We start from the raw sequence: 22536 nt of genomic DNA on the forward strand, positions 1-22536 counted from the left end.
GGCTTGCCAGCGAAGGCGGAGTGTCAGTCGACATCAATGCTGGATGTGACGACCCCTTCGCTGGCAAGCCAGCTCCTACAGAGGGAAGTGGTCACTTAATGCATTGGCTGGAGCGGGCCTGGCACAGGGCGAACAACCATTTACGAAAACGGCTGAGTTTCAGTTCCATACCAGCAGCTCCGCAGGGGTTGGGTTGTAGGCGTTACAAGGGTTGTTCAGTTGCGGGCAGTTGGAGATCAGCACGATCACGTCCATCTCGGCGCGCAGGTCGACGTATTTGCCCGGTGCGGAAATCCCGTCTTCGAAGGTCAGCCCGCCGTCCGCGGTGACCGGCACGTTCATGAAGAAATTGATGTTCGGCCCGATATCACCTTTGGCCAGACGCCCGTCGTGAACGCAGGCGCGCAGGTAGTTGTCGCGGCAACTGTGCATGTAGCGTTTTTCCAGGGCGTAACGCACGGTGTTGCTCTCTTGCGCGCAGGCACCGCCAAGCGTGTCGTGGCGGCCGCAAGTGTCGGCGACGATCGTCAGCATCGGCTTGCCGAGGTTGGAATACAGTACGCTGCCGGTGCTCAGGTACACGCTGTTCTGACGGCGCAGCGTGCGCTGCACGTCGTAGCGTTCCTTCGGATTGGCGACGCTGTAGAACAGGGTGTCGACGGCCTGGTTGCCTTCCAGGTCGAGGATGCGCAGGGTCTGGCCGGCCTTGACCTCCATCAGCCAGGGTTCGCCGGCGGGGATGGTGGCGCGGTAGATCGCGGTTTCGGGCTGCCTGCTTGCAGTAACGTCAGCGGTAGCGATAGCGAGTGACATGGCAGCGATCCTCAAGCGAACAGACGGTCGGTGTTGATGAAGCCGCGCTCGTTTTCCGGGCGCGAGGTGCGGCAGTGTTCGGCGACGCCGGGGTTGGCGTTCATCCAGCTGAGCTTCAGCGGTTTGGGCGCATATTCCGGCGCCGGGTCCATCGGATGTTGCAGGGCGGTGAGCACCACCAGGGTGTCCATCGGCGCGTACAGCTCGATGTAGTCACCGGCCTTCGAGTTGCCTTCGACAAAGTGGAAACGTCCGTCTTCGTCGACGTTCACCCGGCTGAACAGGTTGAGGGTCATCAGCAGGTCGGACAGGCCCAGCCCCCACTTGCCCAGCTCCACCAGCAGGTTGTCGGTACCGTTGCGAAAGAAACCGTTGCGCAGTTCCTGATAGCGGCCCTGGCCATATTTTTCGGCCACTTCTTCAGCACAGAGCACGCCGCCGAGGCTGTCGCTCCAGCCGCAGGTGTCAGCAGTGATGGCGGCCAATACGCGGCCCATGTCCGAGTACAGGCAGTGGCCGGCAGTGAGCTTGGCGGTGTGTTGGCATTTGAGGCTGTCGGGCAGGTTCAGGCGTTCGGTTTTCTCATTGGCGTTGAGCAACGTCAGGCTGACGTTGGCACCGCCGCGCAGGTCGGTCAGGCGCAGCAGTTGGCCGCGTTTGAGCACGAAGGAACGGTGGCCGCCACCGGGCAGCATTTCTTCGGCGAAGGGCGGGAACAGTTGGGTCGAATCAGTCATTTCAAAATTCCTCTAAGCAATACGAAGCGTGCCTGCCAATGGCGCCGGCAGGGCGTCGACGGCGGCACGCTGGGCGCGGCGGTCGCTGTTCAAAGGGATGTCGTAGGTGATGCGTGCGCCATAGGCGCCGGGGGCGTGCGGGTCGACGCGGACCTTGTCGAACACCAGCAAGCGGGTGCCGAGGCTGAAGCCTTCGGACAGGTCATGGGTGACCATGAATACCGTCAGTTGGGTCTCGCGCCACAGCTCCAGCAGCAAGGCGTGCATGTCCTTGCGGATGCCCGGATCGAGGGCGCCGAAGGGTTCGTCGAGCAGTAATACCCGCGGCTTCATGATCAGCGCCTGGGCGATGGCGAGGCGTTGTTGCATGCCACCGGACAGCTGCGCCGGGTACTTGTCCAGCGAATGACCTAGGCCGACTTTGTGCAGCAGTACCGAGGCCTGTTCGCGGGCGTCTTTTTTCGCATTGCCAAACAACCGACCCAGTAGTGCTGAGCGCGGCAATTCAAGACCAAGGGCGACGTTGTCCAGCACGCTCAAGTGCGGGAACACCGAGTAGCGCTGGAACACCACGCCACGGCTGGCATCCGGTTCAGCGGCCAGTGGTTGGCCGTCAAGCAGGATCTGGCCACGACTGGCACGTTCCTGGCCGAGCAACAGGCGCAGGAAGGTTGATTTGCCGCAACCGGAAGCACCCACCAGAGTGCAGAACTCTCCCTCGTTGACGCTCAGGTTCAGGCCTTCGAGCACCACCTGGTCGGCGTATTGCTGCCAGACATTGTTCACCGTGATGAAGCTCATGCCCGCGCTCCTTCATACCAGGGGAATGCCCGCAGGGTCAGGCGTTTGAGGCCCCAATCCATCAGCCAGGCGAGCAGGGTGATCCACACCACGTACGGCAGGATCACGTCCATCGCCAGGTAGCGGCGCACCAGGAAAATCCGGTAGCCGAGGCCGTCGGTGGAGGCGATGGCTTCGGCGGCGATCAGGAACAGCCACGCCGAACCCAGCATCAGGCGCAGCGAAATCAGCAGGCGCGGCATCAGCTGCGGCAGAACCACCCGCAGCATCAGGGTCCAGGTCGAGGCTCCAAGGGTCTGGGCCTTGATCAGCAGTTCCACGGGGATTTCCCGGGCGCGCTGTTCCAGGTCGCGGGCCAGGGCCGGGGTGATGCCGATCACGATCAGCATCACTTTCGACAATTCCCCAAGGCCAAAGACGATGAACAGGATCGGCAGGATCGCCAGTGGCGGCACCATCGAGAGCACGGTCAGCAAGGGTGACAACGGCGCGCCGAACAACGGCAGGGTGCCGGCGGCGATGCCCAGGCACAGCCCGGCCAGCGCACTGATGCCCAGGCCGATGGCCAGGCGTCGCAGGCTGGACGCCGTGTCCTGCCACAGCAGGTAGTCGCCGGTGCGGCTATCGGCCACGAAGGCCAGGCGCTTGACCGCGTCGCTCATCTGCACGGCGCTGGGCAGCAGTTTGTCGTTGGGGTTGTCCGCCAGGCGCTCGGCCGAGCCCATGAAGTAGGCGAACAGCAGCAGGGCGAACGGCAGGATCACCAGCAGCAGGCGACTCGGGCGATCCGGGTGGCGATTGATCAGGCGCATGGCCAAGTCCTCTGGTTACAACTTGGCGTCGGCAGCCATCTGCACGTAACTGGGGTCGAAGCGCAGCTTGAGGTTGCCCTTGTCACCGCTGGTCACCCCGTTGGCGAAGGCCATGCCGACCGCGCTGGTGTCTTTGGCACCTTCACCGAGCAAGCCGTGCTGGAAGGAAAACTCGGCGACCTTGCGCATGGTTTCCGGCAGTTGCTTGCTGGTGCTGAACGCCAGGGCTTCCTGGGGTGTGGCGAACAATCTGGTAGTGTCCAGTTGCGCCTGGAAACCGGCCAGATCGGTGCCCGAGGCCTTGGCCATGTGCTCCAGTGCGGCCTTGCCCGCGGCGTTTTTCGCGTGCATCAACTCGACCACTTCGAACCAGGCGCCGGTCAGCGCCTTGCCCAGGGCCGGGTTGTCTTTTAGGGTCTGGGAGTTGACCACCATCATGTCCATGATCTCGCCGGGTATCTGGCTGGAATTGAACACCTCGGTCACCCCAGGCTTGGCCTTGATGTCCGAAAGCATCGGGTTCCAGGTGGTGACGGCGCTGACCTGATCGGTGTTGAAGGCGGCGGCGATATCGGCGTCGGAGGTGTTGACCACCTTCAGGTCTTTCTCGGTGAGGTCCACCGAGTCCAGGGCCCTGGCCAGCAGGTAATGTGACACCGAAAGCTCGACCAGATTGACGTCCGCACCCTTGAGGTCAGCGACTTTCTTGCCTTCGCCCTTGAGCACGATGCCGTCGTTGCCGTTGGAGAAGTCGCTGACGATCAGCGCGGTGCTGTCGACGCCGCCAGCGGCCGGAATGGTCAGCGCATCCATGTTGGTCATGGTGCAACCGTCGAACTGGCCGGCGGTGTACTGGTTGATCGATTCGACGTAGTCATTGAGCTGTACCACATCGATCTTGATGCCGTACTTGTTCGCCCACTTGTCGACGATGCCTTGGCTGCCGGCGTATTCCCAGGGCATCCAGCCGGCGTAGATCGTCCAGCAGACGCTGAAGTGGTCTTTTGGGGCGGCATGGGACGAGACGCTCACGAGGGCGGCGAAGGCAGCGGCGAGCAGGGCGGGTAAACGATGCTGGGACATGGTGGTTCTCCAGTTGATCAAGGGCGGACAGGAAGGCAGCGGCACCGCGAACGGTGGCTTGTCTCCCGGGCTTTTGTCCCGCCGTGTAACCTCAACTGGAGGTCGCCAACTCTCGGACCAGTCACTCGCGTCAGCGAGCCGGAACCCTAGTCAGCCATTGCAAATTGTGGTGCCGCGAACCTGTGATGACTCCTGCACATCTTTGCTAAAGCGAGAGACGTGCCAAGTTGGTTGGGACGCTCTGGCACGGGCATCGCGCGATTGGCGTGCGCGTGGGGAGAGTGGGGGCCGCCTTGTGATGGTGCGCGGGCGCACCGCAATGGGACGTGTTGGCAACTGATCTGAGACTTGATCCGGAGGCCGTTATTACGGCGATGGATATCGTGTGGTGTCCATCAATCAGCGTGTGAATAGATGAAAAACCTTTCATCGGCGACATGTTTCGGCGTGTTGCAAGAACGCACCAGATCTCGAATTCGATGTCTGATCTTTCGACAGTCGCAGAACATTTGACTGCCGCCTGCCAGTGTCGCTGGTATGGCTCACTCGCGGTCCAGGAGGCCGCTATGTATCGACGAATTCTTCTGATTGCCGTGTTGGGATTGTTCCTTGGTGGATGCGTGCCTTATTCCGACGGAGGAGTCAGTTACTACAGTTCCGAGGTTTACACCTCGCCAGCGCCTTATTACGCCGGCGGCAACTCCTACTACTCCAATGGCGGCGGTTATTACACGCCACCGCGCCGGTATTACGCGCCGCCAGCGCGGTATTACCAGCCAACGCCGCGCTATTATCATCAGCCGCGGGTCTATCAGCCGGCGCCGCGCTATTACCAACCGGCACCGCGCTACCACCAGGCTCGCCCAGATTACCGGGCGCACCAGAGCCAAGGTTGGGACGGCCGTAATCGCGGCGGCTGGAACAACGATAATCGTGGTGGACGCAACAACAACCACCGCGGTCGAAGCGACCATAACGGCCGGGGCGATCACGACGGCCGGATCAACCACCGTTAATCACACATCAATAAGCGGCGCATCAAGCGCCGCTTTTTTTGTGCACAGATTCAGTAATCCGACAAATCCGCCAGCGGATGTCGGCCTTCCCAGACCTTGTGGAAATGCGCCTCCACCACGGCATCCGGCACGTTGTTGACGTCCGGCCAGTGCCAGCGGGGTTTCTGATCCTTGTCGATCAACCGCGCGCGCACGCCTTCGCTGAATTCCGGATGGCGACAGCAGTTGAGGCTCAGGGTGTATTCCATCTGGAAGACTTGCGCCAGTGACAGGTGCCGGGCACGGGCGATCTGTTCCCAGACCAGATGCGCGGTCAGCGGCGAGCCTTCGATCAGGTTGCGCGCGGCGCGGTTGAGCAACAGGTCGCTGTGATCGCGCAGCGTGCCGATGGCCTTCCAGGCGCAACGCACATCGCTGACGTCCAGCAGTTCGTCGATCTGTTCGCGGCGTGGCAGCCACTGGGCCTGGGGCAGCTGCGCAACGGCTTTCTGCTGCAAGGCCTTGAGCAGGCTGTTGAGCTGCATCGGCGTCTGTTCCTGCCAATTCAACTGCAGCAGGCCTTCGATCAGTTCTTGCTGCTGCTCGTCGAGCAGGAAGCGGTCGGCCAGGTCCAGATCGATCGCATCGCGACCGTTCATATGGGCCCCGGTCAGGCCGAGGAACAAGCCAAGCTTGCCCGGCAGGCGCGACAGGAACCAACTGGCGCCCACGTCCGGGTACAAGCCGATACTGATCTCCGGCATCGCCAAACGACTGCTCGGCGTGACAATGCGAATGCTTGCCCCCTGCAACAGGCCCATGCCGCCGCCGAGCACATAGCCGTGCCCCCAGCAGATCAACGGTTTGGGATAGGTGTGCAGGCTGAAATCCAGGCGATATTCCGAGTTGAAGAAGTGCGCGGCCAGCGTCGGCACTTCACCCGGGTGGGCGCGACAGGCCTCGACCAGGCTGCGCACTTCACCGCCGGCGCAGAAGGCCTTGATGCCTTTGCCGCGCAGCATGACGCAAACGATTTGCGGTTCCTTGGCCCAGGCGTGCAGCCGGTCGCGCAGGGCGTTGATCATCGGCAGGGACAGGGCGTTCAACGATTTTTCCGCATCCAGTGTGGCAATGCCGATGCGGGCGCCGTCAGTGCCGGTGAGTTCTTCGAAGTGCAGATTCATCGTGACCTCGCTCGGGAATTTGAGGGTTAAGTATGATCGCTGTGTGGGAAAGTGCCGGATCGGCGTCAGATCAATTGACAAGCGTGATGGGCTTTCCTAGGGTTCGCCCCATTGTTTTTGCCGGATGTAACCATGACTGCTGACGACCGTATCAAACTCGAACCGAGCTGGAAGGAGGCACTGCGTGCCGAATTCGACCAGCCCTACATGGCAGAGTTGCGAAAATTCCTCCAGGACGAGCGGGCGGCGGGCAAGGAAATCTATCCGCCGGGCCCGATGATCTTCAACGCGCTCAATTCCACACCGCTGGACAAGGTCAAGGTGGTGATTCTCGGCCAGGACCCTTATCACGGCCCAGGCCAGGCCCATGGCCTGTGCTTTTCGGTGCAACCGGGCGTGCCGGCGCCGCCGTCGCTGGTCAATATCTACAAAGAGTTGAAGCGCGACCTGAACATCGACATCCCCAGCCACGGCTACCTGCAAAGCTGGGCGGAGCAGGGCGTGTTGATGCTCAATACCACCATGACCGTGGAGCGTGCCAACGCCAACGCGCACAAGGACAAGGGCTGGCAGTTTTTCACCGACCGGATCATTGAAGTGGTCAGCCAACAGCAGCCGCACCTGGTGTTCATGCTGTGGGGCGCCCATGCCCAGAGCAAACAGAAGCTGATCGATGCCACCAAGCATCTGGTGCTGACCTCGGTGCACCCGTCACCGCTATCGGCCTATCGTGGCTTCCTCGGGTGCGGGCACTTCAGCCGGACCAACAAGTTCCTGGAGCAGAATGGCGAGACGCCGATCGAGTGGCGGTTGCCGCCGATTTGATGGGCTGACCGGACTGGCCCCATCGCGGGCAAGCCCGCTCCCACAGTGACCGCGTCGAACGCAAATTATTCGAACGACACCAAACCTGTGGGAGCGGGCTTGCCCGCGATGAAGTCGACTCGGTCTTACTCTGGATTACGATTCCAATACTTGAACAACGGCTCCGCCAGAAACAACACGAACAACAACCGCATCACCTGCATCGCCGTCACCAATGGCACCGACAGCTGCAAGGTTTCGGCCGTCAGGCTCATCTCGGCAATCCCGCCGGGCATCATGCCCAGGGTCAGTGAGCGCAAGTCCAGGTGGGTCAGCGCACTCAATCCCAGCGCAGCCGCCGTGGCGATCAGCATGGTCAGCACCGTGCCGATCAATGTCCGCCCCATGAACGAAGGCGCGCGACGGAAAAACTGCCGATTGAAGTGGCAGCCCAAGCCGCTGCCAATCAGCCATTGGCCGATCTGGCTGCCGCCGTTGGGCAAGCCGATGTGCAGGTCCCAACCGATGCTCACTGCTGCACTGACCAGCAACGGGCCGAACAGCCAGGGATTGGGTTGGCGCAGGCGCTCCCAGATCCAGGCCGCCGCCGCCCCTGCCGGAAACAACACCGCCAGCCAGCGCCAATCGATGCTGCCAGCGTGGGAAATCGGTGCACCGTCACCCAGCAGGTATTTGAACGCTGCCGGCACGCAAAGGACCACCACCAGTACCCGCAAACTCTGGCCCGCGGCCACCCGGCTGAGCACCGCGCCATTGCGTGCGCCGAGGTTGACCATCTCCCCGGAACCGCCGGGCATGCTGGAAAAAAATGCAGTGGCGCGATCTTCACCGGTGCGGCGCATCAGCCAGACCCCAACCACCGCCGAGAGGCTGGTGACCAGCGCACCGAAGAAGATCAAGCCGAAATGACTCAGCACCTGTTCCATCACCACCGGGGTGAAGTGCAGGCCGATGCCGATACCGACGATCCACTGGCCGCACTTGCGCCCGCCAGGGATTTCCGCCAGTTGCCAGGGTGTCAGGCAGCGCACCAGGATGATCGCCAGTAACGAGCCGACCATCCACGGTAAAGGCCAGCCGACCTGGCTGGCGAGGTAACCGCCAATCAGGCCGACCAGCGGGGTTCCCCACCAGAGGTTGAAGGGGGACCGATCAGACATCGGCGATAGCGCGTTGTGCGGCCGAGCGTTTGCGCCAGATGCGGATAAGTGGCATCAACAGCATGATCGCCGTCAGGACCCAGCAACCGAAAGTGATCGGGCTCGACCAGAGGATTTCCAGCGCACCGTTGGAAATCGACAGGGCGCGACGCAGGTTCTGCTCCATCAGGCCGCCGAGAATGAACCCCAGCAATACCGGCGACAGCGGGAAGTCCAGCTTGCGCAGAATGTAGCCGAAGATGCCGATACCGATCATCAGGAACAGGTCGAAGGTGGTGGCGTGCACTGCGTAGACGCCGATCCCGGTAATGATCGCGATCACCGGCACCAGTGCCCAGTTCGGCACGGCGAGGATGCGGGTGAAGATGCGGATCATCGGAATGTTGAGGATCACCAGCATGATGTTGGCGATGAACAACGAAGCGATCAGGCCCCAGACGATGTCCGGCTGTTGCTGGAACAGCAGTGGCCCCGGCGTGATGTTGTACAGCGACAGGGCGCCGATCATCACCGCCGTGGTGCCCGAGCCCGGTACGCCGAGGGTCAGCATCGGCACCAACGCACCGCAGGCCGCGCCGCCGATGGCGGTTTCCGGGGCCGCGAGGCCGCGCATGTCACCCTGGCCGAACGTGCCCTTGGCGCCCGCCATGCGTTTTTCGGTCATGTAGGCCACGGCGCTGGCCAGGGTCGCACCGGCACCCGGCAACACGCCCATGATGAAACCCAGGACGCCGCAACGAAGGTTCACCACGAACACCGACGCCGCTTCCTTGAAGTTGAACATCATGCGCCCGGTGGCTTTCACCGCTTCCTGGCCGTGGTGGGTTTTCTCCAGCAACAGGAGGATTTCACTGATGGAGAACAGACCCAGCACCAGTACCACGAACTGAATGCCGTCGGTCAGGTGGATGTTGTCCCCGGTGAAACGGTACACGCCGCTGTTGGCGTCGATGCCGACTGTTGACAGGAACAGGCCGATCAGCGCCGCGATAAAGGTTTTCAACGGACGGTCACCGGCCATGCCGCCCAGGCAGACAATCGCGAACACCATCAGTACGAAGTATTCCGCCGGGCCGAAGGCAATCGCCCATTTGGCCAATAGTGGAGCGAACAGCACCATGCCGCAGGTCGCGATAAAGGCACCGATGAACGAACTCCACGCCGACAGCGACAACGCCACACCGGCCAGGCCCTTGCGGGCCATCGGGTAACCGTCGAGGGTGGTCATCACGGTGGAGGCTTCGCCCGGAATGTTCAGCAGGATCGAGCTGATCCGGCCGCCATATTCGCAACCCAGGTACACCGCCGCCAGCAGGATCAGCGCCGACTCCGGCGGCAGACCCAGGGCGAATGCGATGGGGATCAGCAGCGCCACGCCGTTGATCGGCCCCAGGCCCGGCAGCAGGCCCACCACAGTGCCGATCAGGGTGCCACACAGCGCGGTCACCAGGTTGTACGGGCTCAGCGCGACGCCGAAGCCCTGACCCAAATAGCCAAGAGTATCCATATCAGTTCTCCAGAACGTCGAGCACGCCAAGTGGCAGCGGCACGTCCATCAACTTGTCGAACAGCAGGTAGAGGCCCACGGCCATCAAACTGATGATCACGATGCTTGGTACCCAGCGACCGCCATACAGACGGGCCATGGGCACGCCGATCAGGATGCTGGCGACGATGAAACCCAGCGGTTCGAAGGTGCCGGCGAACACCAGTAGCAGCGCTACGCAGATGCCGATCTTGGTCAGGGTTTCGCGATCCAGCGGCGGCTCGTCATCGTTGTGCTTGATCGGAGCGGGGCGAAACACCATGTACAGCAGCGCTGAGCCCATCAGGCCAAGCATCAGCAGCGGAAAGGCCCTGGGCCCCACCGGTTCGTAGGAAAAAGCCGCTTCATACGGCCAGGCCATCAGCGCGAGGCCGACGCAGGCCAGCAACAGCACCGAAGCAAAAATGCGTTGTAAGAGCATGGGGAACTCCTGGGCCGCGGCTCCGCCAAACGGAGCCGTGGCCGCTAGACAGAGACGATCACTGGATCAGGCCGAACTCTTTGGCCAGCACTTTGTAGTCCGCTACCTGCTTCTTCACGTAGGTGTCCAGCTCCGGGCCGGTCATGGCGAACGGGAACAGTTCACGCTGGTCGCGCAGCTTGGCGAACTCAGGCGAGGCCAGCAGTTTGTCGAAGGAGTCTTTCCACCAGGCGTAGTCTTCATCGCTGACTTTTGGCCCGAGGTAGAAACCGCGCACCACCGGCCAGACGATGTCGTAGCCTTGCTCGCGGGCGGTTGGAATGTCTTTCATTTCCGGCTCGTCCAGGCGCTTGTCGGAGAACACCGCCAGCAGACGCATGTCGCCGCTCTGGATGTGCGGCATGGAGTCGGAGATGTCGGTGCTGCCGACCTGGATGTGGCCGCCGAGCAGGGCGGTGGCGATTTCACCGCCGCCTTCGAGCGCCACGTAACGCAGGTCGCGCGGGTTGATCCCGGCGGCCTTGGCGATCAGGGCGGTCTGCATCCAGTCCTGGCTGCCGACGGTGCCGCCGGAACCGATCACCACTTTGCTCGGATCTTTTTTCAGCGCCTGGACCAGATCGTCCAGGGTCTTGTAGGGCGAATCGCTCTTCACGGCGATGGCACCGTAGCTGGTGCCAACGGCGGCCAGCCAGCGCACGTTGGTTTCATCGAAGCGACCGAACTTGCCCTGGGCCAGATTGAGCAGCGAACCGCTGGACCAGGCCACCAGCGTGCCGGCATCCGCCGGGCGCTGGGCGACTACCGCGTTGTAAGCCACCGCGCCGACACCGCCAGGCATGTAGGTCACGCGCATTGGTTTGGTCAGCAGCTTTTCGTTGACCAGCGCGCTTTGCGCCAGTTTGCAGGTCAGGTCGAAACCGCCGCCGGGCGAGGCCGGTGCGATGCATTCCGGGCGTTTGGGCTCGGCCATCAGTGGGCCGGCGAACAGCATCACGCTGGCGGCGAGGGCGAAACGGCGCAGTGATCGATTCATTGTTGTCTCCACAGGAGTTGTTGTTTTTTGGGATGTTTCAGATGCAGCGGTTTCGCTTCGCGCAGCCGTTAACTGCGCCGGCAAGCGTATACGAGGGGGTGCGAGAAAAGGGGCGGGACGGACAAATGTGGCGCTGGGTGGACAGCATGGCGACGTACCTCGTTATTGTTCTTATTGGCGAAAACGCATCGAGGCGTTTTTCGGGAGCTACATTTCAAAGCACGATCGATGGCTGCGAGATAAACCATCCGTAGATCGACTCTAACGGTCCAACCTTTCGCTAACCTTTCATCGGGCTTTCACGGTTTTTCAGGCTTCACAGCGGCGGATGCCGCTGTAAACTCCGCGCCAAAGAATGGCGTCGACCATCCCTGAACGAGGTAATGATCCATGCGTGTCCTGCTCGTCGAAGACCATCTTCAGCTCGCTGAAAGTGTTGCTCAGGCGCTCAAGAGCACCGGCTTGACCGTGGATGTGCTGCACGACGGCGTGGCGGCCGACCTGGCGCTGGGTAGCGAGGAATACGCCATGGCGATTCTCGATGTCGGCTTGCCGCGCATGGACGGTTTCGAAGTGCTGGCGCGCTTGCGTGCCCGGGGCAAGAATCTACCGGTGTTGATGTTGACCGCTCGCAGCGACGTCAAGGACCGGGTCCATGGCCTGAACCTGGGGGCCGACGACTACCTGGCCAAGCCTTTCGAGCTCACCGAGCTTGAAGCCCGGGTCAAGGCTTTGTTGCGCCGCAGTGTATTGGGTGGCGAGCGTCTGCAGCGCTGTGGTGTGCTGGCCTACGACCTGGAGACCCGGCGCTTTACCCTCGGTGAGGAACTGCTGACCCTGACCTCCCGCGAGCAGGCGGTACTCGAAGCCCTGATCGCTCGCCCTGGCCGGGTGATGAGCAAGGAGCAACTGGCCTCGCAAGTCTTCGGCCTGGACGAGGAGGCCAGTCCCGACGCCATCGAAATCTACGTGCATCGCCTGCGCAAGAAACTCGACGGCCATCCGGTGGCCATCGTGACGTTCCGCGGTCTCGGTTATTTGCTGGAAAGCCGTGATGCATAAGGCCAGCAGCCTGCGTTGGCGGTTGCTGTGGAACCTGGCGCTGTTGCTGGTGGTATTGATGCTGGCCAGCGGCTTGAGCGCTTACTGGAACGGTCGCGAAGCGGCCGACACGGCCTATGACCGCACGTTGCTGGCCTCGGCGCGGACCATCGCCGCCGGCCTGTCCGAACGTGATGGCAGCCTCAGCCTGGACGTGCCTTACGTGGCCCTCGATACGTTCGCCTACGACAGCGCGGGGCGGATTTTCTACCTGGTCAACGATATCAATCAGAAGCTGATCTCCGGCTATGAAAACCTGCCACCCCCCCCTCCCGGTACACCTCGCACCGACAACTACCCGGCGCTGGCGCGTTTCTACAACGCGACTTATCAGGGGCAGAATGTGCGCGTGGTCAGCCTGCTCAAGGCGGTCAGCGAGCCAAACATGAACGGCATGGCGGAAATCCGCGTGGCGGAGACCGATGAGGCACGCGTCAGCATGGCCCGCAGCCTGGCCGGCGATACCTTGCTGCGCCTGGGCATGCTGGCGGTCGGGGCACTGATGATCGTGTGGTTTGCGGTCAGTGCGGCGCTACGTCCGCTGGAGCGTTTGCGCACCGCAGTGGAGGAACGTCAGCCGGATGACCTGCGGCCGCTGCCCCTGGTAGAAGTGCAACGCGAGTTGTGGCCGCTGGTGCGTGCGCTCAACCATTTCACCGAGCGCCTGCGCGGGCAGTTCGAGAAGCAGGCGCAATTCATTGCTGATGCCGCCCACGAACTGCGCACGCCGTTGGCAGCGCTCAAGGCCCGGCTGGAATTGGGCTTGCGCTCGAACGAGCCGCAAACCTGGCGCAGCACGCTGGAAACCGCTGCCCAAGGCACTGATCGCCTGACCCATCTGGCCAATCAATTGCTCTCGCTGGCCCGGGTGGAAAATGGCGCCAGGGCGATTGCCGAGGGCGGCGCGCAGCTGCTCGACCTCAGTCAATTGGCCCGTGAGCTGGGCATGGCCATGGCGCCGCTGGCCCATAAACGCGGCGTGGCCTTGGCGCTGGAAGCTGACGAGCCGGTCTGGTTGCGCGGTGAACCGACCTTGTTGAATGAGCTGTTGAGCAATCTGGTGGACAACGCCCTGGCCCATACGCCACCGGGCGGCAACGTCATTTTGCGGGTCCTGGCGCCGGCGGTGCTGGAAGTCGAGGACGATGGGCCAGGGATTCCCCTTGATGAGCGTGATCGGGTGTTCGAGCGCTTTTACCGGCGTAATCAGCAGGTGGCCGGGTCGGGGCTGGGGCTGGCGATCGTCGGCGAGATCTGCCGCGCGCACCTGGCGCAGATCAGCTTGCATGATGGGGAGCGGGCGGGGTTGAAGGTTCGGGTGAGTTTTATGGCTGGGGAATGATGGTGCCTGTTCTGGCCTCTTCGCGAGCAAGCCCGCTCCCACATTGGATCTGTGCAGCACCACAAATCCCTGTGGGAGCGAGCTTGCCCGCGAAAGGGGCGACGCGGTGTTAGATCAGTAAAACATCAACCGCGTTTCTTCCAGATCGGCGCACATCGCCTTGTCGTCCGGATCGATCCCCAGCTTGACGAAGGCCGGTACGCTGAAGGGGTCGATTCGCGAGATCGGATGCTCGGTGTCTTTGTAGCAGTACAGGCTGGCCACCTGCACCAGGTCGACGTAATCGATCTGCGCGGACTGTCGCTTGAAGTCCAGGTAAAGCTGCGGCACCTGCACCAGTGGCTCTGGAAACTCCCAAACGCGCAGCAGCTTGTCGCCGAGCAATGGATGTATGCGGTCAATCACATGATTTAGGCTGACCGGATCGGACAACAGTTCATAGTGATCTTCGGCGTAGGTCAGGATCGGCAATATACCGATCTGGTGCACCAGCCCGCCAAGGGCCGCCTTATCGGGCTTGAGCTGGGTGTAGTTGCGGCACAGCGCATAGCTGACGCCGGCGATTTCCAGGCTTTTGCGCCAGACCTCGCGCATTTTCTGTTCCACCACCGCGGAGCGGGCATGGAAAATCTGTTCCATGACCAGGCCGATCGCCAGGTTGCTGCTGTAGTTGATGCCCAGGCGGGTGATTGCCGTGTGCAAATCGGTGACTTCCTGCGCTGCGCGCAGCAGTGGGCTATTGACCACCTTTATCAGCCGCGCCGACAGCGCGGCATCGCGGCCAATCACTTTGCTCAAGCTACCAATACTGATTTGCGGGTCTTCGGCGGCCTTGCGAATCTGCATGGCCACTTCCGGTAACGTTGGCAGAACCAGGTCATCGTTATCGATGGCCTCAACCAAATCCTGTTGGACCTTTTCCGCCAGCTCACTCATTACGCTTCTCTAGGTGTTGCAAAAAAGTACTGCGCTTAACGCTGGATTTCGCGATCGCGGTCCAGTGGGTACGGCAGGTCGAGCAAGTGCAGGGCCGGGCCGTCGAGTGCGCCCAGATGAATGTCGCCAGCTTCGGCTGCTTCCGCTTGCAACACGGCCAGCAGTTCGATGTGACCGGCAGCACTGGCGGCCAGCACCACCTCACCGATCGAGCTGCCGTGACTGGGGGCGAACAGTTGGGTGCCGGGTTCCGGTAGTTCGTCGGCATCCAGTTGCAGGCGATACAGGCGGCGTTTGAGTTTGCCCAGGTACTGCATGCGCGCGACGATTTCCTGGCCGGTATAGCAGCCTTTCTTGAAACTCACGCCACCGACGGCTTGCAGATTGAGCATTTGCGGGATGAACAGCTCACGGGTGCTTGGCATCACCTGGCCGATTCCGGCCCGAACCTGGCCCAGAAGCCATTGATTGAGTTCGCCTTCGCGCAGCAGGGCGGACAGCTGTCCCTTGATGCCATTGGCTTGATCGGCGGCCACCCACAGCTCGGCGCGGTCGGGCGAGACACGAATGGCGATCAAGCGGTCATTACGCACGACGCTGTCGGTGTCTGCCGGCAGTTCAAGACCGAGGCTTTTCAAGGCCCCATCGCCCTGCTCAATGCCGAAACGAACCCAGGCAGCGCTTTCATCGGTCAACTTGGACTTGGAAAACACCGCGTATTTTTTCAGGTCCGCCAATTGCGGTTCCAGCAACTCGCTGGCCATGGCCAGGAGTACACCGTCACCTTCGAGCAGGATGCGGAAGCTCGACTGCATCCGGCCTTTCTGCGTGCAACGCGCGCCGAGGCTGGCCCGAGTGTCGCTCAGGTAGTTGAGGTTGCAGGTCAGTTGGCCTTGCAGGAATTTGCCGGCGTCCGCACCGCGGACCGCCAGGACACCTTCATGAGACAGCGTGCAGAAAAAAGCAGAATCGGCCATGGGTCATCGCAGGGTAAAGAGTCTGGCGGACATGATAAGGGGCTGCCCTTGAAATGGGTAGTTCACAAAGGATCGTCGGTGCCCGACCAAAGCCGACTGTTCGATGAGGCGCGGGGCTGTATACTTGCGGCCTATTTGAGGAGCGCTCCATGGTCGAAGATGTTGAACTGAATCGCCTCTACTGGCACAGCCGCCGCGGCATGCTTGAGCTTGACGTGTTGCTGGTGCCGTTTGTGAAAGAGGTTTATCCGCACCTCAACGAAGTTGATCGCGCCTGCTACGTCAGGCTGCTCGAATGCGAAGATCAGGACATGTTCGGCTGGTTCATGGAACGCGCTGAATCGGAAGATCCGGAGCTTCAGCGCATGGTTCGCATGATCCTGGATCGTGTCCAGCCCAAGTAACGGGTTCGAATGCCGCTGGCATGCCTCACGGCAGTTGCTGGCGGCGTATCTTGTGGCCCAGCTGTTCGCGCTGGGTTCGCTGTTTCTTCTCTCCGTGCCGCTCTGGGCCAGTCTGCCCGGCGTTTTTTGCTGCCTGCTGCATGGTTTTTGGGTATTGCCTCGTCAGATCCTGTTGACGCACCCGCAAGCATTTTGCGGTTTGCGGCGCGATGCCGATGGCTGGCAGTTATGGAATCAGGCGCGGGGATGGCAACCGGTGCAACTGCGCCCGGACAGCCTGGCATTGCCATTGGCGGTGGTGCTGCGTTTTCGCCTGCGGGGCGAGCGGCGCGTCAGGACACTTTGCGTGCCCCGGGATTCGCAGGCGGCGGATGTGCACCGACGCCTGCGGGTGCGGCTCAAGTTCACTCGGCGTAGGTGGACGGCACCAGGATAGTGTCCAGGGCAACCGGCAGCATCTGCGGATAATCGAGGGTGTAATGCAGGCCGCGACTTTCCTTGCGCTCCATCGCTGAGCGAATCATCAGTTCGGCCACCTGGGCCAGGTTACGCAGTTCGATCAAGTCCCGGCTGACCTTGTAGTTGCTGTAGAACTCGTCGATCTCGTCGAGCAGCAATCGCACGCGGTGCTGGGCCCGTTGCAGGCGTTTGCTGGTGCGCACGATGCCGACGTAGTCCCACATGAATCGCCGCAGCTCATCCCAGTTGTGCGCAATGATCACGTCTTCATCGGAATCGGTAACCTGGCTTGCGTCCCAGACGGGCAGGGCTGCAGGTGCTGGCACCTGCGGCAACTGTTCCAGGATGTCAGCTGCTGCCGAGCGGGCGTAGACAAAGCACTCCAGCAACGAGTTGCTGGCCATGCGATTGGCACCGTGCAGGCCGGTGAAGCTGGTTTCGCCAATCGCGTACAGCCCCGGCACATCGGTGCGGCCCCGTTGATCGACCATGACGCCGCCACAGGTGTAGTGCGCCGCCGGAACCACCGGGATCGGCTGTTTGGTGATGTCGATGGAAAATTCGAGGCAGCGCTCGTACATCGTCGGGAAGTGCGACTTGATGAACGCTTCGGACTTGTGGCTGATGTCCAGGTACACGCAGTCGACGCCCAGTCGCTTCATCTCATGGTCGATGGCCCGGGCGACGATGTCCCGTGGCGCCAGTTCGGCCCTGGGGTCGAAGCGCTGCATGAAGCGCTCGCCATTGGGCAGCTTCAGGTGTGCACCTTCTCCGCGCAACGCTTCGGTGATCAGGAAACTCTTGGCTTGCGGGTGATACAGGCAGGTGGGGTGGAACTGGTTGAATTCCAGGTTCGCCACCCGGCAGCCCGAGCGCCAGGCCATGGCGATGCCATCACCGCAGGCGCCATCGGGGTTGCTGGTATAGAGGTAGACCTTGGCTGCGCCGCCGGTGGCAAGGATCACGAAGCGGGCGCCGTAGGTGTCGACTTCCCCGGTGCCGCGATTGAGCACGTAGGCGCCCAGGCAACGATCACCTTCAAGGCCCAGGCGCTTTTCGGTAATCAGGTCGACCGCGACCCGCTGCTCCAGCAACTCGATGTTGGGCCGTTGTTGGGCCTGGGTGAGCAAGGTTCGGAAAATCGCCGCGCCAGTAGCGTCGGCTGCATGGATGATGCGGCGATGGCTGTGACCGCCTTCACGGGTCAGGTGGAACTCGAATCCGCCGTCTTCGGTGCCGGACTGTTCGTCGCGGGTGAAGGGTACGCCCTGGTCGATCAGCCATTGGATGGCCTCTTTGCTGTGCTCGACGGTGAAGCGCACGGCGTCTTCGTGACACAGCCCGCCGCCGGCGTTTAGCGTGTCATCGACGTGAGACTCGACGGTGTCGGTGTCATCCAGAACGGCGGCGACCCCTCCCTGGGCCCAGAACGTCGAGCCATTGGCGAGGTCGCCTTTGCTCAATACGGCGATGCGCAGGTGACCGGGCAGGGTCAGCGCAAGGCTCAAGCCGGCAGCACCGCTGCCAATTACCAGGACATCGTGTTGAAACTGTTGGCTCATTTCAGGATTCCGCTCAAAGCGACCCGGGTCGGGGTAGGCGCCAGACATCTGGACAGGCATGCCCGGCAGCCGCACAGCCCACTAGTATATAGAGGGGGGGAGCGGCACAATAGCCGAGCCGATATGGCATTGTGAAACTACTGTGACGGAAAACCGCTGACGTTTCGTCGGATGTTTTTACCACCGGTTCGGTGACAAGCGAACTGTATCGTGGATTTAACACTCTTTTTCGCTTCAGGGTTGCACAATGTCGGTTCTGCGCAGCTATAAATATTTGAACTTTTGCCAAAGGCCCAAGATCAATAGACGGTTGCCTGAATCAAGGGACAGTGTCGGTTTCATCGCAGGATCGCGGTTTGATCCATGCCGGTCGAACCGATGACAAGATTATTCGCGCAGCCGGGGAATCTCGCGCTGCGTTTTTCGTGCGTGCCGAATCAGAGCCCGCAGGAAACTTGCCTGGAGGGGGAGAACTTTTGCGAAAAGCCCGAGTCTATGTTTGCAAGCCCGGTCGTTTAGTAATGCAAGCCTCCTCTGAGCTTATCGAGGAGTGTTCATGCTAACCCAGGAAGAGGATCAGCAGCTGGTCGAACGCGTTCAACGCGGCGACAAGCGCGCATTCGATCTGCTAGTGCTGAAATATCAGCACAAAATTCTCGGGTTGATCGTGCGATTCGTGCACGACACCCATGAAGCCCAGGATGTAGCGCAGGAAGCCTTTATCAAGGCCTATCGCGCACTTGGTAATTTTCGCGGAGACAGCGCGTTTTATACGTGGCTTTACCGCATCGCCATCAACACGGCGAAGAACTATCTGGTTTCACGCGGCCGTCGGCCGCCGGATAGCGATGTCAGTTCCGAGGATGCAGAGTTCTACGATGGCGATCATGGCCTCAAGGATCTCGAGTCGCCAGAACGGGCTTTGCTGCGGGATGAGATCGAAGGCACCGTCCATCGAACCATTCAGCAACTGCCAGAAGATTTACGTACGGCTTTAACTTTACGTGAATTTGATGGTCTGAGTTACGAGGACATCGCGAGCGTCATGCAATGTCCGGTGGGTACCGTGCGCTCCCGGATCTTCCGCGCCCGGGAGGCCATCGATAAAGCCCTGCAGCCGTTGTTGCAGGAAAACTAAAGACAGCGGCGACAGCCAAGAGAGGAACGCCATGAGTCGTGAAGCCCTGCAGGAATCGCTGTCCGCAGTGATGGATAACGAAGCGGACGAATTGGAATTGCGTCGGGTATTGAATGCCTGCGACGATGTTGAAACCCGTGAAACCTGGGCTCGTTATCAGATCGCTCGGGCGGTGATGCACAAGGACCTGCTGCTTCCACGCCTGGATATTGCCGCAGCTGTTTCTGCTGCATTGGCTGACGAAGCCGTACCGGCAAAAGCCACCCGTGGTCCATGGCGCAGCCTGGGTCGTCTGGCCGTGGCCGCCTCGGTGACCCTGGCGGTGTTGGCAGGTGTTCGTCTGTACAACCAGGACGAGATCGCTGGCGTCGAACTGGCGCAGCAATCCACTCAACCTGGCCTGGCTGTTCCACAAGTCAAGGGCCCGGCTGTTCTGGCAGGCTACAATGAGAGTTCGGAAGCCACGGGCCCAATGGCCAATGGCGTATTGCAAGGTCAGCCAGGCTGGAACGATCAGCGTCTGCCAGGCTACTTGCGCCAACATGCTCAACAGGCTGCACTGAAAGGTACTGAGAGCGCTCTGCCTTACGCTCGTGCAGCAAGCCTGGAAAACCGTTAAGGAGGATCATGCGCGCCATCCCTCTACTTACGCTATTGCTCAGTGGCTGGTTCGTTGTTCCAGCCCATGCCGATCAGGCTCAAGACTGGTTGACCCGTCTGGGCCAGGCCGAGCAGCAGCAAAGCTTTCAAGGTACTTTCGTCTACGAGCGTAACGGTAGTTTTTCTACCCACAACATCTGGCACCGCGTCCAGGATGGCCAGGTCCGCGAGCGCTTGATCCAGCTCGACGGCTCCGCTCAGGAAGTCGTACGCATTGATGGACAGACTCAGTGCGTCAGCGGCAACCTGATGGCAGGGCTGGGGGATTCCTCCAACTCCGCAACTCGTGCACTCAATCCCCAGAAGCTCAAGAATTGGTATGACCTTGCTGTCATCGGCAAGTCGCGCGTGGCCGGTCGCCCGGCCGTCATCGTCTCGCTGACGCCACGTGACCAGCACCGCTACGGTTTTGAACTGCATCTTGATCAACAGACCGGCCTGCCCCTCAAGTCATTGCTGCTGGATGACAAAGGGCGGCTGCTCGAGCGCTTCCAGTTCACTCGACTCGATCCCGTCGCGCTTCCGACCGACAGTGATTTGCAGCCGGGCGCCGACTGCAAGCCGGTGAAGCTCGACAGCGACAAGGCTTCCACGGTCAAGCAAGCACGTGTCTGGCATTCGGACTGGTTGCCACCAGGTTTCGAGCTGACCAGCAGTACGGCCCGCAAGGATCCAGAGACCAAGGCCCTGGTCAACAGCTTGATGTATGACGATGGTCTCGCGCGGTTTTCAGTGTTCCTCGAGCCCTTGAGTGGAGGCGGGGCCGCCGATACCCGTACTCAACTGGGTCCCACCGCCGCCGTTTCCCGGCGCCTGAGCACCCCGCAAGGCGAGATGGTGGTGACTGTGGTGGGTGAGATCCCGATCGGCACCGCTGAACGGATTGCCTTATCCATGCGCGCCGACGCCACTGCAACCCAGCAATGACGTGAAATCGAAATGTTTCGTGAGCATTTCAATTTGCAAATCCCCCCAATATTTTTTATAGGTCAGAGCCCCTCGGCTCTGGCCTTGTTTGTTGTTCCCGGAACAAAAATACCGGCGTATCGTTCCCGGTGTTCCTTGCTCCATATCGCTTAACCATGCTCGTCGTAACGGGAGCCGTATGTCGATACCACGCTTGAAGTCTTATCTCTCCATTTTTGCCACCGTGCTGGTGCTCGGTCAGGCGGTCGCTGTTCAAGCGGTCGAATTGCCTGACTTCACGCAACTGGTCGAACAGGCGTCGCCTGCGGTGGTGAACATCAGTACCACGCAAAAGCTGCCTGACCGCAAAGTGAGCCAGCAGATGCCTGACCTCGAAGGCTTGCCGCCGATGCTGCGCGAGTTTTTCGAGCGCGGCATGCCGCCGCAGCCTCGGTTCCCCCGTGGCGATCGTCAGCGCGAAGCGCAATCGTTGGGCTCAGGTTTCATCATTTCGCCTGACGGCTACATCCTGACCAATAATCACGTGATCGCCGATGCCGACGAAATCCTCGTGCGTCTGTCCGATCGCAGTGAAATGAAGGCCAAGCTCATCGGCACCGATCCTCGATCCGATGTGGCGTTGCTGAAAGTCGAAGGCAAGGATCTTCCGGTCCTGAAGCTGGGCAAATCCCAGGATCTGAAAGCCGGGCAATGGGTCGTGGCCATCGGCTCGCCATTCGGTTTTGACCATACCGTGACCCAGGGCATCGTCAGTGCCGTCGGCCGCAGCCTGCCGAATGAAAACTATGTGCCGTTCATCCAGACCGACGTGGCGATCAACCCGGGTAACTCGGGTGGGCCGCTGTTTAACCTCAACGGTGAGGTGGTCGGCATCAACTCGCAGATCTATACCCGTTCCGGCGGCTTCATGGGCGTATCGTTCGCGATCCCTATCGACGTGGCGATGGACGTTTCCAATCAGCTGAAAAGCGGTGGCAAGGTGAGCCGTGGCTGGTTGGGTGTGGTGATCCAGGAAGTGAGCAAGGACCTGGCCGAATCGTTCGGCCTGGACAAGCCGGCCGGTGCGCTGGTCGCGCAGATCCAGGATGACGGCCCGGCTGCCAAGGGTGGTCTGCAGGTAGGCGATGTGATCCTGGCCATGAACGGTCAACCGATCGTCATGTCCGCCGACCTGCCACACCTGGTGGGCGCATTGAAGGCCGGCTCCAAGGCCAATCTGGAAGTGATCCGCGAAGGCAAGCGCAAGAATGTCGAACTGACGGTTGGCGCTATCCCGGAAGAAGGCAAGGAGCTGGACGACCTCCCGCTGTCGAGCATCGAGCGCAGCAGCAACCGCCTGGGCGTCTCCGTGGCGGAGCTGACGGACGAACAGAAGAAAACCTACGACCTCAAAGGTGGCGTGGTTATCAAGGAAGTTCAGGACGGTCCTGCGTCAATGATCGGCCTGCAGCCTGGCGATATCATCACCCACCTGAACAATCAGGCGATCGGCTCGGCCAAGGAGTTCACGGACATCGCCAAGGCGTTGCCGAAGAACCGCTCGGTGTCGATGCGCGTACTGCGCCAGAACCGTGCGAGCTTCATCACCTTCAAGCTGGCTGAATAATCCGCTGGTCG

Annotated in this window: 23 protein-coding genes and 1 riboswitch; of the genes, 10 read left to right on the plus strand and 13 right to left on the minus strand. The window is 61.2% G+C overall.

Going from position 1 to position 22536, the window contains the following annotated elements; all coding sequences use genetic code 11:
- Window positions 1–159: 159 nt before the first annotated feature.
- Genes ACIO0C_RS05225 through ACIO0C_RS05245 form a run of 5 tightly spaced genes read right to left on the minus strand, consistent with a single transcriptional unit; the run spans window position 160 to window position 4246 of the window.
- Window positions 160–813, minus strand: coding sequence for an urea amidolyase associated protein UAAP2 (locus ACIO0C_RS05225; protein WP_401308728.1), 654 nt, complete (start codon window positions 811–813; stop codon window positions 160–162).
- An 11-nt stretch (window positions 814–824) separates the two neighbouring features.
- Complete coding sequence (locus ACIO0C_RS05230) at window positions 825–1550, minus strand: urea amidolyase associated protein UAAP1 (protein ID WP_401308731.1); 726 nt, start codon at window positions 1548–1550, stop codon at window positions 825–827.
- Between the two features lie 12 nt (window positions 1551–1562).
- Window positions 1563–2351: an ABC transporter ATP-binding protein gene (locus ACIO0C_RS05235; RefSeq protein ID WP_401308733.1), complete on the minus strand. Its 789-nt coding sequence runs from the start codon at window positions 2349–2351 to the stop codon at window positions 1563–1565.
- Window positions 2348–3163: an ABC transporter permease gene (locus ACIO0C_RS05240; RefSeq protein ID WP_401308736.1), complete on the minus strand. Its 816-nt coding sequence runs from the start codon at window positions 3161–3163 to the stop codon at window positions 2348–2350. The genes ACIO0C_RS05235 and ACIO0C_RS05240 overlap by 4 nt, the downstream gene beginning before the upstream one ends.
- Before the next feature lie 15 nt (window positions 3164–3178).
- The gene (locus ACIO0C_RS05245; RefSeq protein ID WP_401308739.1) at window positions 3179–4246 is read right to left on the minus strand and encodes a putative urea ABC transporter substrate-binding protein; all 1068 of its coding nucleotides are present in this window, start codon (window positions 4244–4246) and stop codon (window positions 3179–3181) included.
- 60 nt (window positions 4247–4306) lie between these two features.
- A riboswitch (guanidine-I (ykkC/yxkD leader) is annotated at window positions 4307–4407 on the minus strand.
- 405 nt (window positions 4408–4812) lie between these two features.
- Here ACIO0C_RS05245 and ACIO0C_RS05250 point away from each other — a divergent pair.
- Window positions 4813–5262 (plus strand): hypothetical protein, encoded by a 450-nt coding sequence (locus tag ACIO0C_RS05250; RefSeq protein WP_401308743.1) that lies wholly within the window; start codon window positions 4813–4815, stop codon window positions 5260–5262.
- A 50-nt stretch (window positions 5263–5312) separates the two neighbouring features.
- On the opposite strand, the gene ACIO0C_RS05255 is transcribed toward ACIO0C_RS05250, so the two are convergent.
- Window positions 5313–6425 carry an enoyl-CoA hydratase/isomerase family protein gene (locus tag ACIO0C_RS05255; protein ID WP_401308746.1) on the minus strand — a complete coding sequence of 371 codons (1113 nt, stop codon included), beginning with the start codon at window positions 6423–6425 and terminating at the stop codon, window positions 5313–5315.
- A 132-nt stretch (window positions 6426–6557) separates the two neighbouring features.
- Here ACIO0C_RS05255 and ung point away from each other — a divergent pair, with 132 nt between their 5' ends.
- Window positions 6558–7250, plus strand: coding sequence for a uracil-DNA glycosylase (gene ung / locus ACIO0C_RS05260; protein ID WP_274073507.1), 693 nt, complete (start codon window positions 6558–6560; stop codon window positions 7248–7250).
- A 125-nt stretch (window positions 7251–7375) separates the two neighbouring features.
- Here ung and ACIO0C_RS05265 read toward each other — a convergent pair whose 3' ends face one another.
- The 4 genes from ACIO0C_RS05265 to ACIO0C_RS05280 are packed head-to-tail and all read right to left on the minus strand — an operon-like array spanning window position 7376 to window position 11413.
- Window positions 7376–8410 (minus strand): AbrB family transcriptional regulator, encoded by a 1035-nt coding sequence (locus tag ACIO0C_RS05265; RefSeq protein ID WP_401308750.1) that lies wholly within the window; start codon window positions 8408–8410, stop codon window positions 7376–7378.
- Entirely contained in the window at window positions 8403–9917 is a 1515-nt protein-coding gene (locus tag ACIO0C_RS05270) for a tripartite tricarboxylate transporter permease (RefSeq protein WP_401308752.1), read from the minus strand. The genes ACIO0C_RS05265 and ACIO0C_RS05270 overlap by 8 nt, the downstream gene beginning before the upstream one ends.
- 1 nt (window position 9918) lies before the next feature.
- Window positions 9919–10377, minus strand: a complete 459-nt coding sequence (locus ACIO0C_RS05275; protein ID WP_401308755.1) for a tripartite tricarboxylate transporter TctB family protein — start codon at window positions 10375–10377, stop codon at window positions 9919–9921.
- Window positions 10378–10435: 58 nt separating this feature from the next.
- The gene (locus tag ACIO0C_RS05280; protein WP_401308758.1) at window positions 10436–11413 is read right to left on the minus strand and encodes a Bug family tripartite tricarboxylate transporter substrate binding protein; all 978 of its coding nucleotides are present in this window, start codon (window positions 11411–11413) and stop codon (window positions 10436–10438) included.
- Window positions 11414–11803: 390 nt separating this feature from the next.
- On the opposite strand from ACIO0C_RS05280, the gene ACIO0C_RS05285 reads away from it, so the two are divergent.
- Window positions 11804–12475 carry a response regulator gene (locus ACIO0C_RS05285; protein WP_008055965.1) on the plus strand — a complete coding sequence of 224 codons (672 nt, stop codon included), beginning with the start codon at window positions 11804–11806 and terminating at the stop codon, window positions 12473–12475.
- Complete coding sequence (locus tag ACIO0C_RS05290) at window positions 12468–13856, plus strand: sensor histidine kinase (RefSeq protein ID WP_401308762.1); 1389 nt, start codon at window positions 12468–12470, stop codon at window positions 13854–13856. The genes ACIO0C_RS05285 and ACIO0C_RS05290 overlap by 8 nt, the downstream gene beginning before the upstream one ends.
- Window positions 13857–13970: 114 nt before the next feature.
- On the opposite strand, the gene ACIO0C_RS05295 is transcribed toward ACIO0C_RS05290, so the two are convergent.
- Both ACIO0C_RS05295 and ACIO0C_RS05300 read right to left on the minus strand, forming a co-directional pair.
- Window positions 13971–14792 carry an HDOD domain-containing protein gene (locus ACIO0C_RS05295; RefSeq protein ID WP_401308765.1) on the minus strand — a complete coding sequence of 274 codons (822 nt, stop codon included), beginning with the start codon at window positions 14790–14792 and terminating at the stop codon, window positions 13971–13973.
- Between the two features lie 35 nt (window positions 14793–14827).
- Window positions 14828–15769 (minus strand): YgfZ/GcvT domain-containing protein, encoded by a 942-nt coding sequence (locus ACIO0C_RS05300; RefSeq protein WP_401308768.1) that lies wholly within the window; start codon window positions 15767–15769, stop codon window positions 14828–14830.
- Window positions 15770–15918: 149 nt separating this feature from the next.
- Between ACIO0C_RS05300 and ACIO0C_RS05305 the strand changes: the two genes are divergently transcribed.
- Window positions 15919–16173 (plus strand): succinate dehydrogenase assembly factor 2, encoded by a 255-nt coding sequence (locus ACIO0C_RS05305; protein ID WP_007898624.1) that lies wholly within the window; start codon window positions 15919–15921, stop codon window positions 16171–16173.
- On the plus strand, window positions 16157–16609 hold the full coding sequence (locus ACIO0C_RS05310; protein ID WP_401308770.1) for a protein YgfX: 453 nt from the start codon (window positions 16157–16159) through the stop codon (window positions 16607–16609). The genes ACIO0C_RS05305 and ACIO0C_RS05310 overlap by 17 nt, the downstream gene beginning before the upstream one ends.
- Here ACIO0C_RS05310 and nadB read toward each other — a convergent pair.
- Window positions 16578–18194 carry an L-aspartate oxidase gene (gene nadB / locus ACIO0C_RS05315; RefSeq protein ID WP_401308773.1) on the minus strand — a complete coding sequence of 539 codons (1617 nt, stop codon included), beginning with the start codon at window positions 18192–18194 and terminating at the stop codon, window positions 16578–16580. The two genes, ACIO0C_RS05310 and nadB, sit on opposite strands and share 32 nt — an antisense overlap.
- Window positions 18195–18750: 556 nt before the next feature.
- Between nadB and rpoE the strand changes: the two genes are divergently transcribed.
- From rpoE to ACIO0C_RS05335, 4 genes are all read left to right on the plus strand, one after another.
- Entirely contained in the window at window positions 18751–19332 is a 582-nt protein-coding gene (gene rpoE, locus ACIO0C_RS05320; protein WP_003172477.1) for an RNA polymerase sigma factor RpoE, read from the plus strand.
- A gap of 31 nt (window positions 19333–19363) precedes the next feature.
- Window positions 19364–19951: a sigma-E factor negative regulatory protein gene (locus ACIO0C_RS05325; RefSeq protein WP_008055970.1), complete on the plus strand. Its 588-nt coding sequence runs from the start codon at window positions 19364–19366 to the stop codon at window positions 19949–19951.
- Window positions 19952–19959: 8 nt separating this feature from the next.
- Window positions 19960–20919, plus strand: coding sequence for a MucB/RseB C-terminal domain-containing protein (locus ACIO0C_RS05330; RefSeq protein ID WP_401308776.1), 960 nt, complete (start codon window positions 19960–19962; stop codon window positions 20917–20919).
- 178 nt (window positions 20920–21097) lie between these two features.
- A complete protein-coding gene (locus ACIO0C_RS05335) occupies window positions 21098–22525 on the plus strand; it encodes a DegQ family serine endoprotease (protein ID WP_401308779.1) in 1428 nt (475 codons plus the stop codon).
- The last annotated feature ends 11 nt before the right edge of the window (window positions 22526–22536 follow it).

The organism is Pseudomonas sp. NPDC087336 (genome assembly GCF_044744285.1).
Taxonomy (GTDB): domain Bacteria; phylum Pseudomonadota; class Gammaproteobacteria; order Pseudomonadales; family Pseudomonadaceae; genus Aquipseudomonas.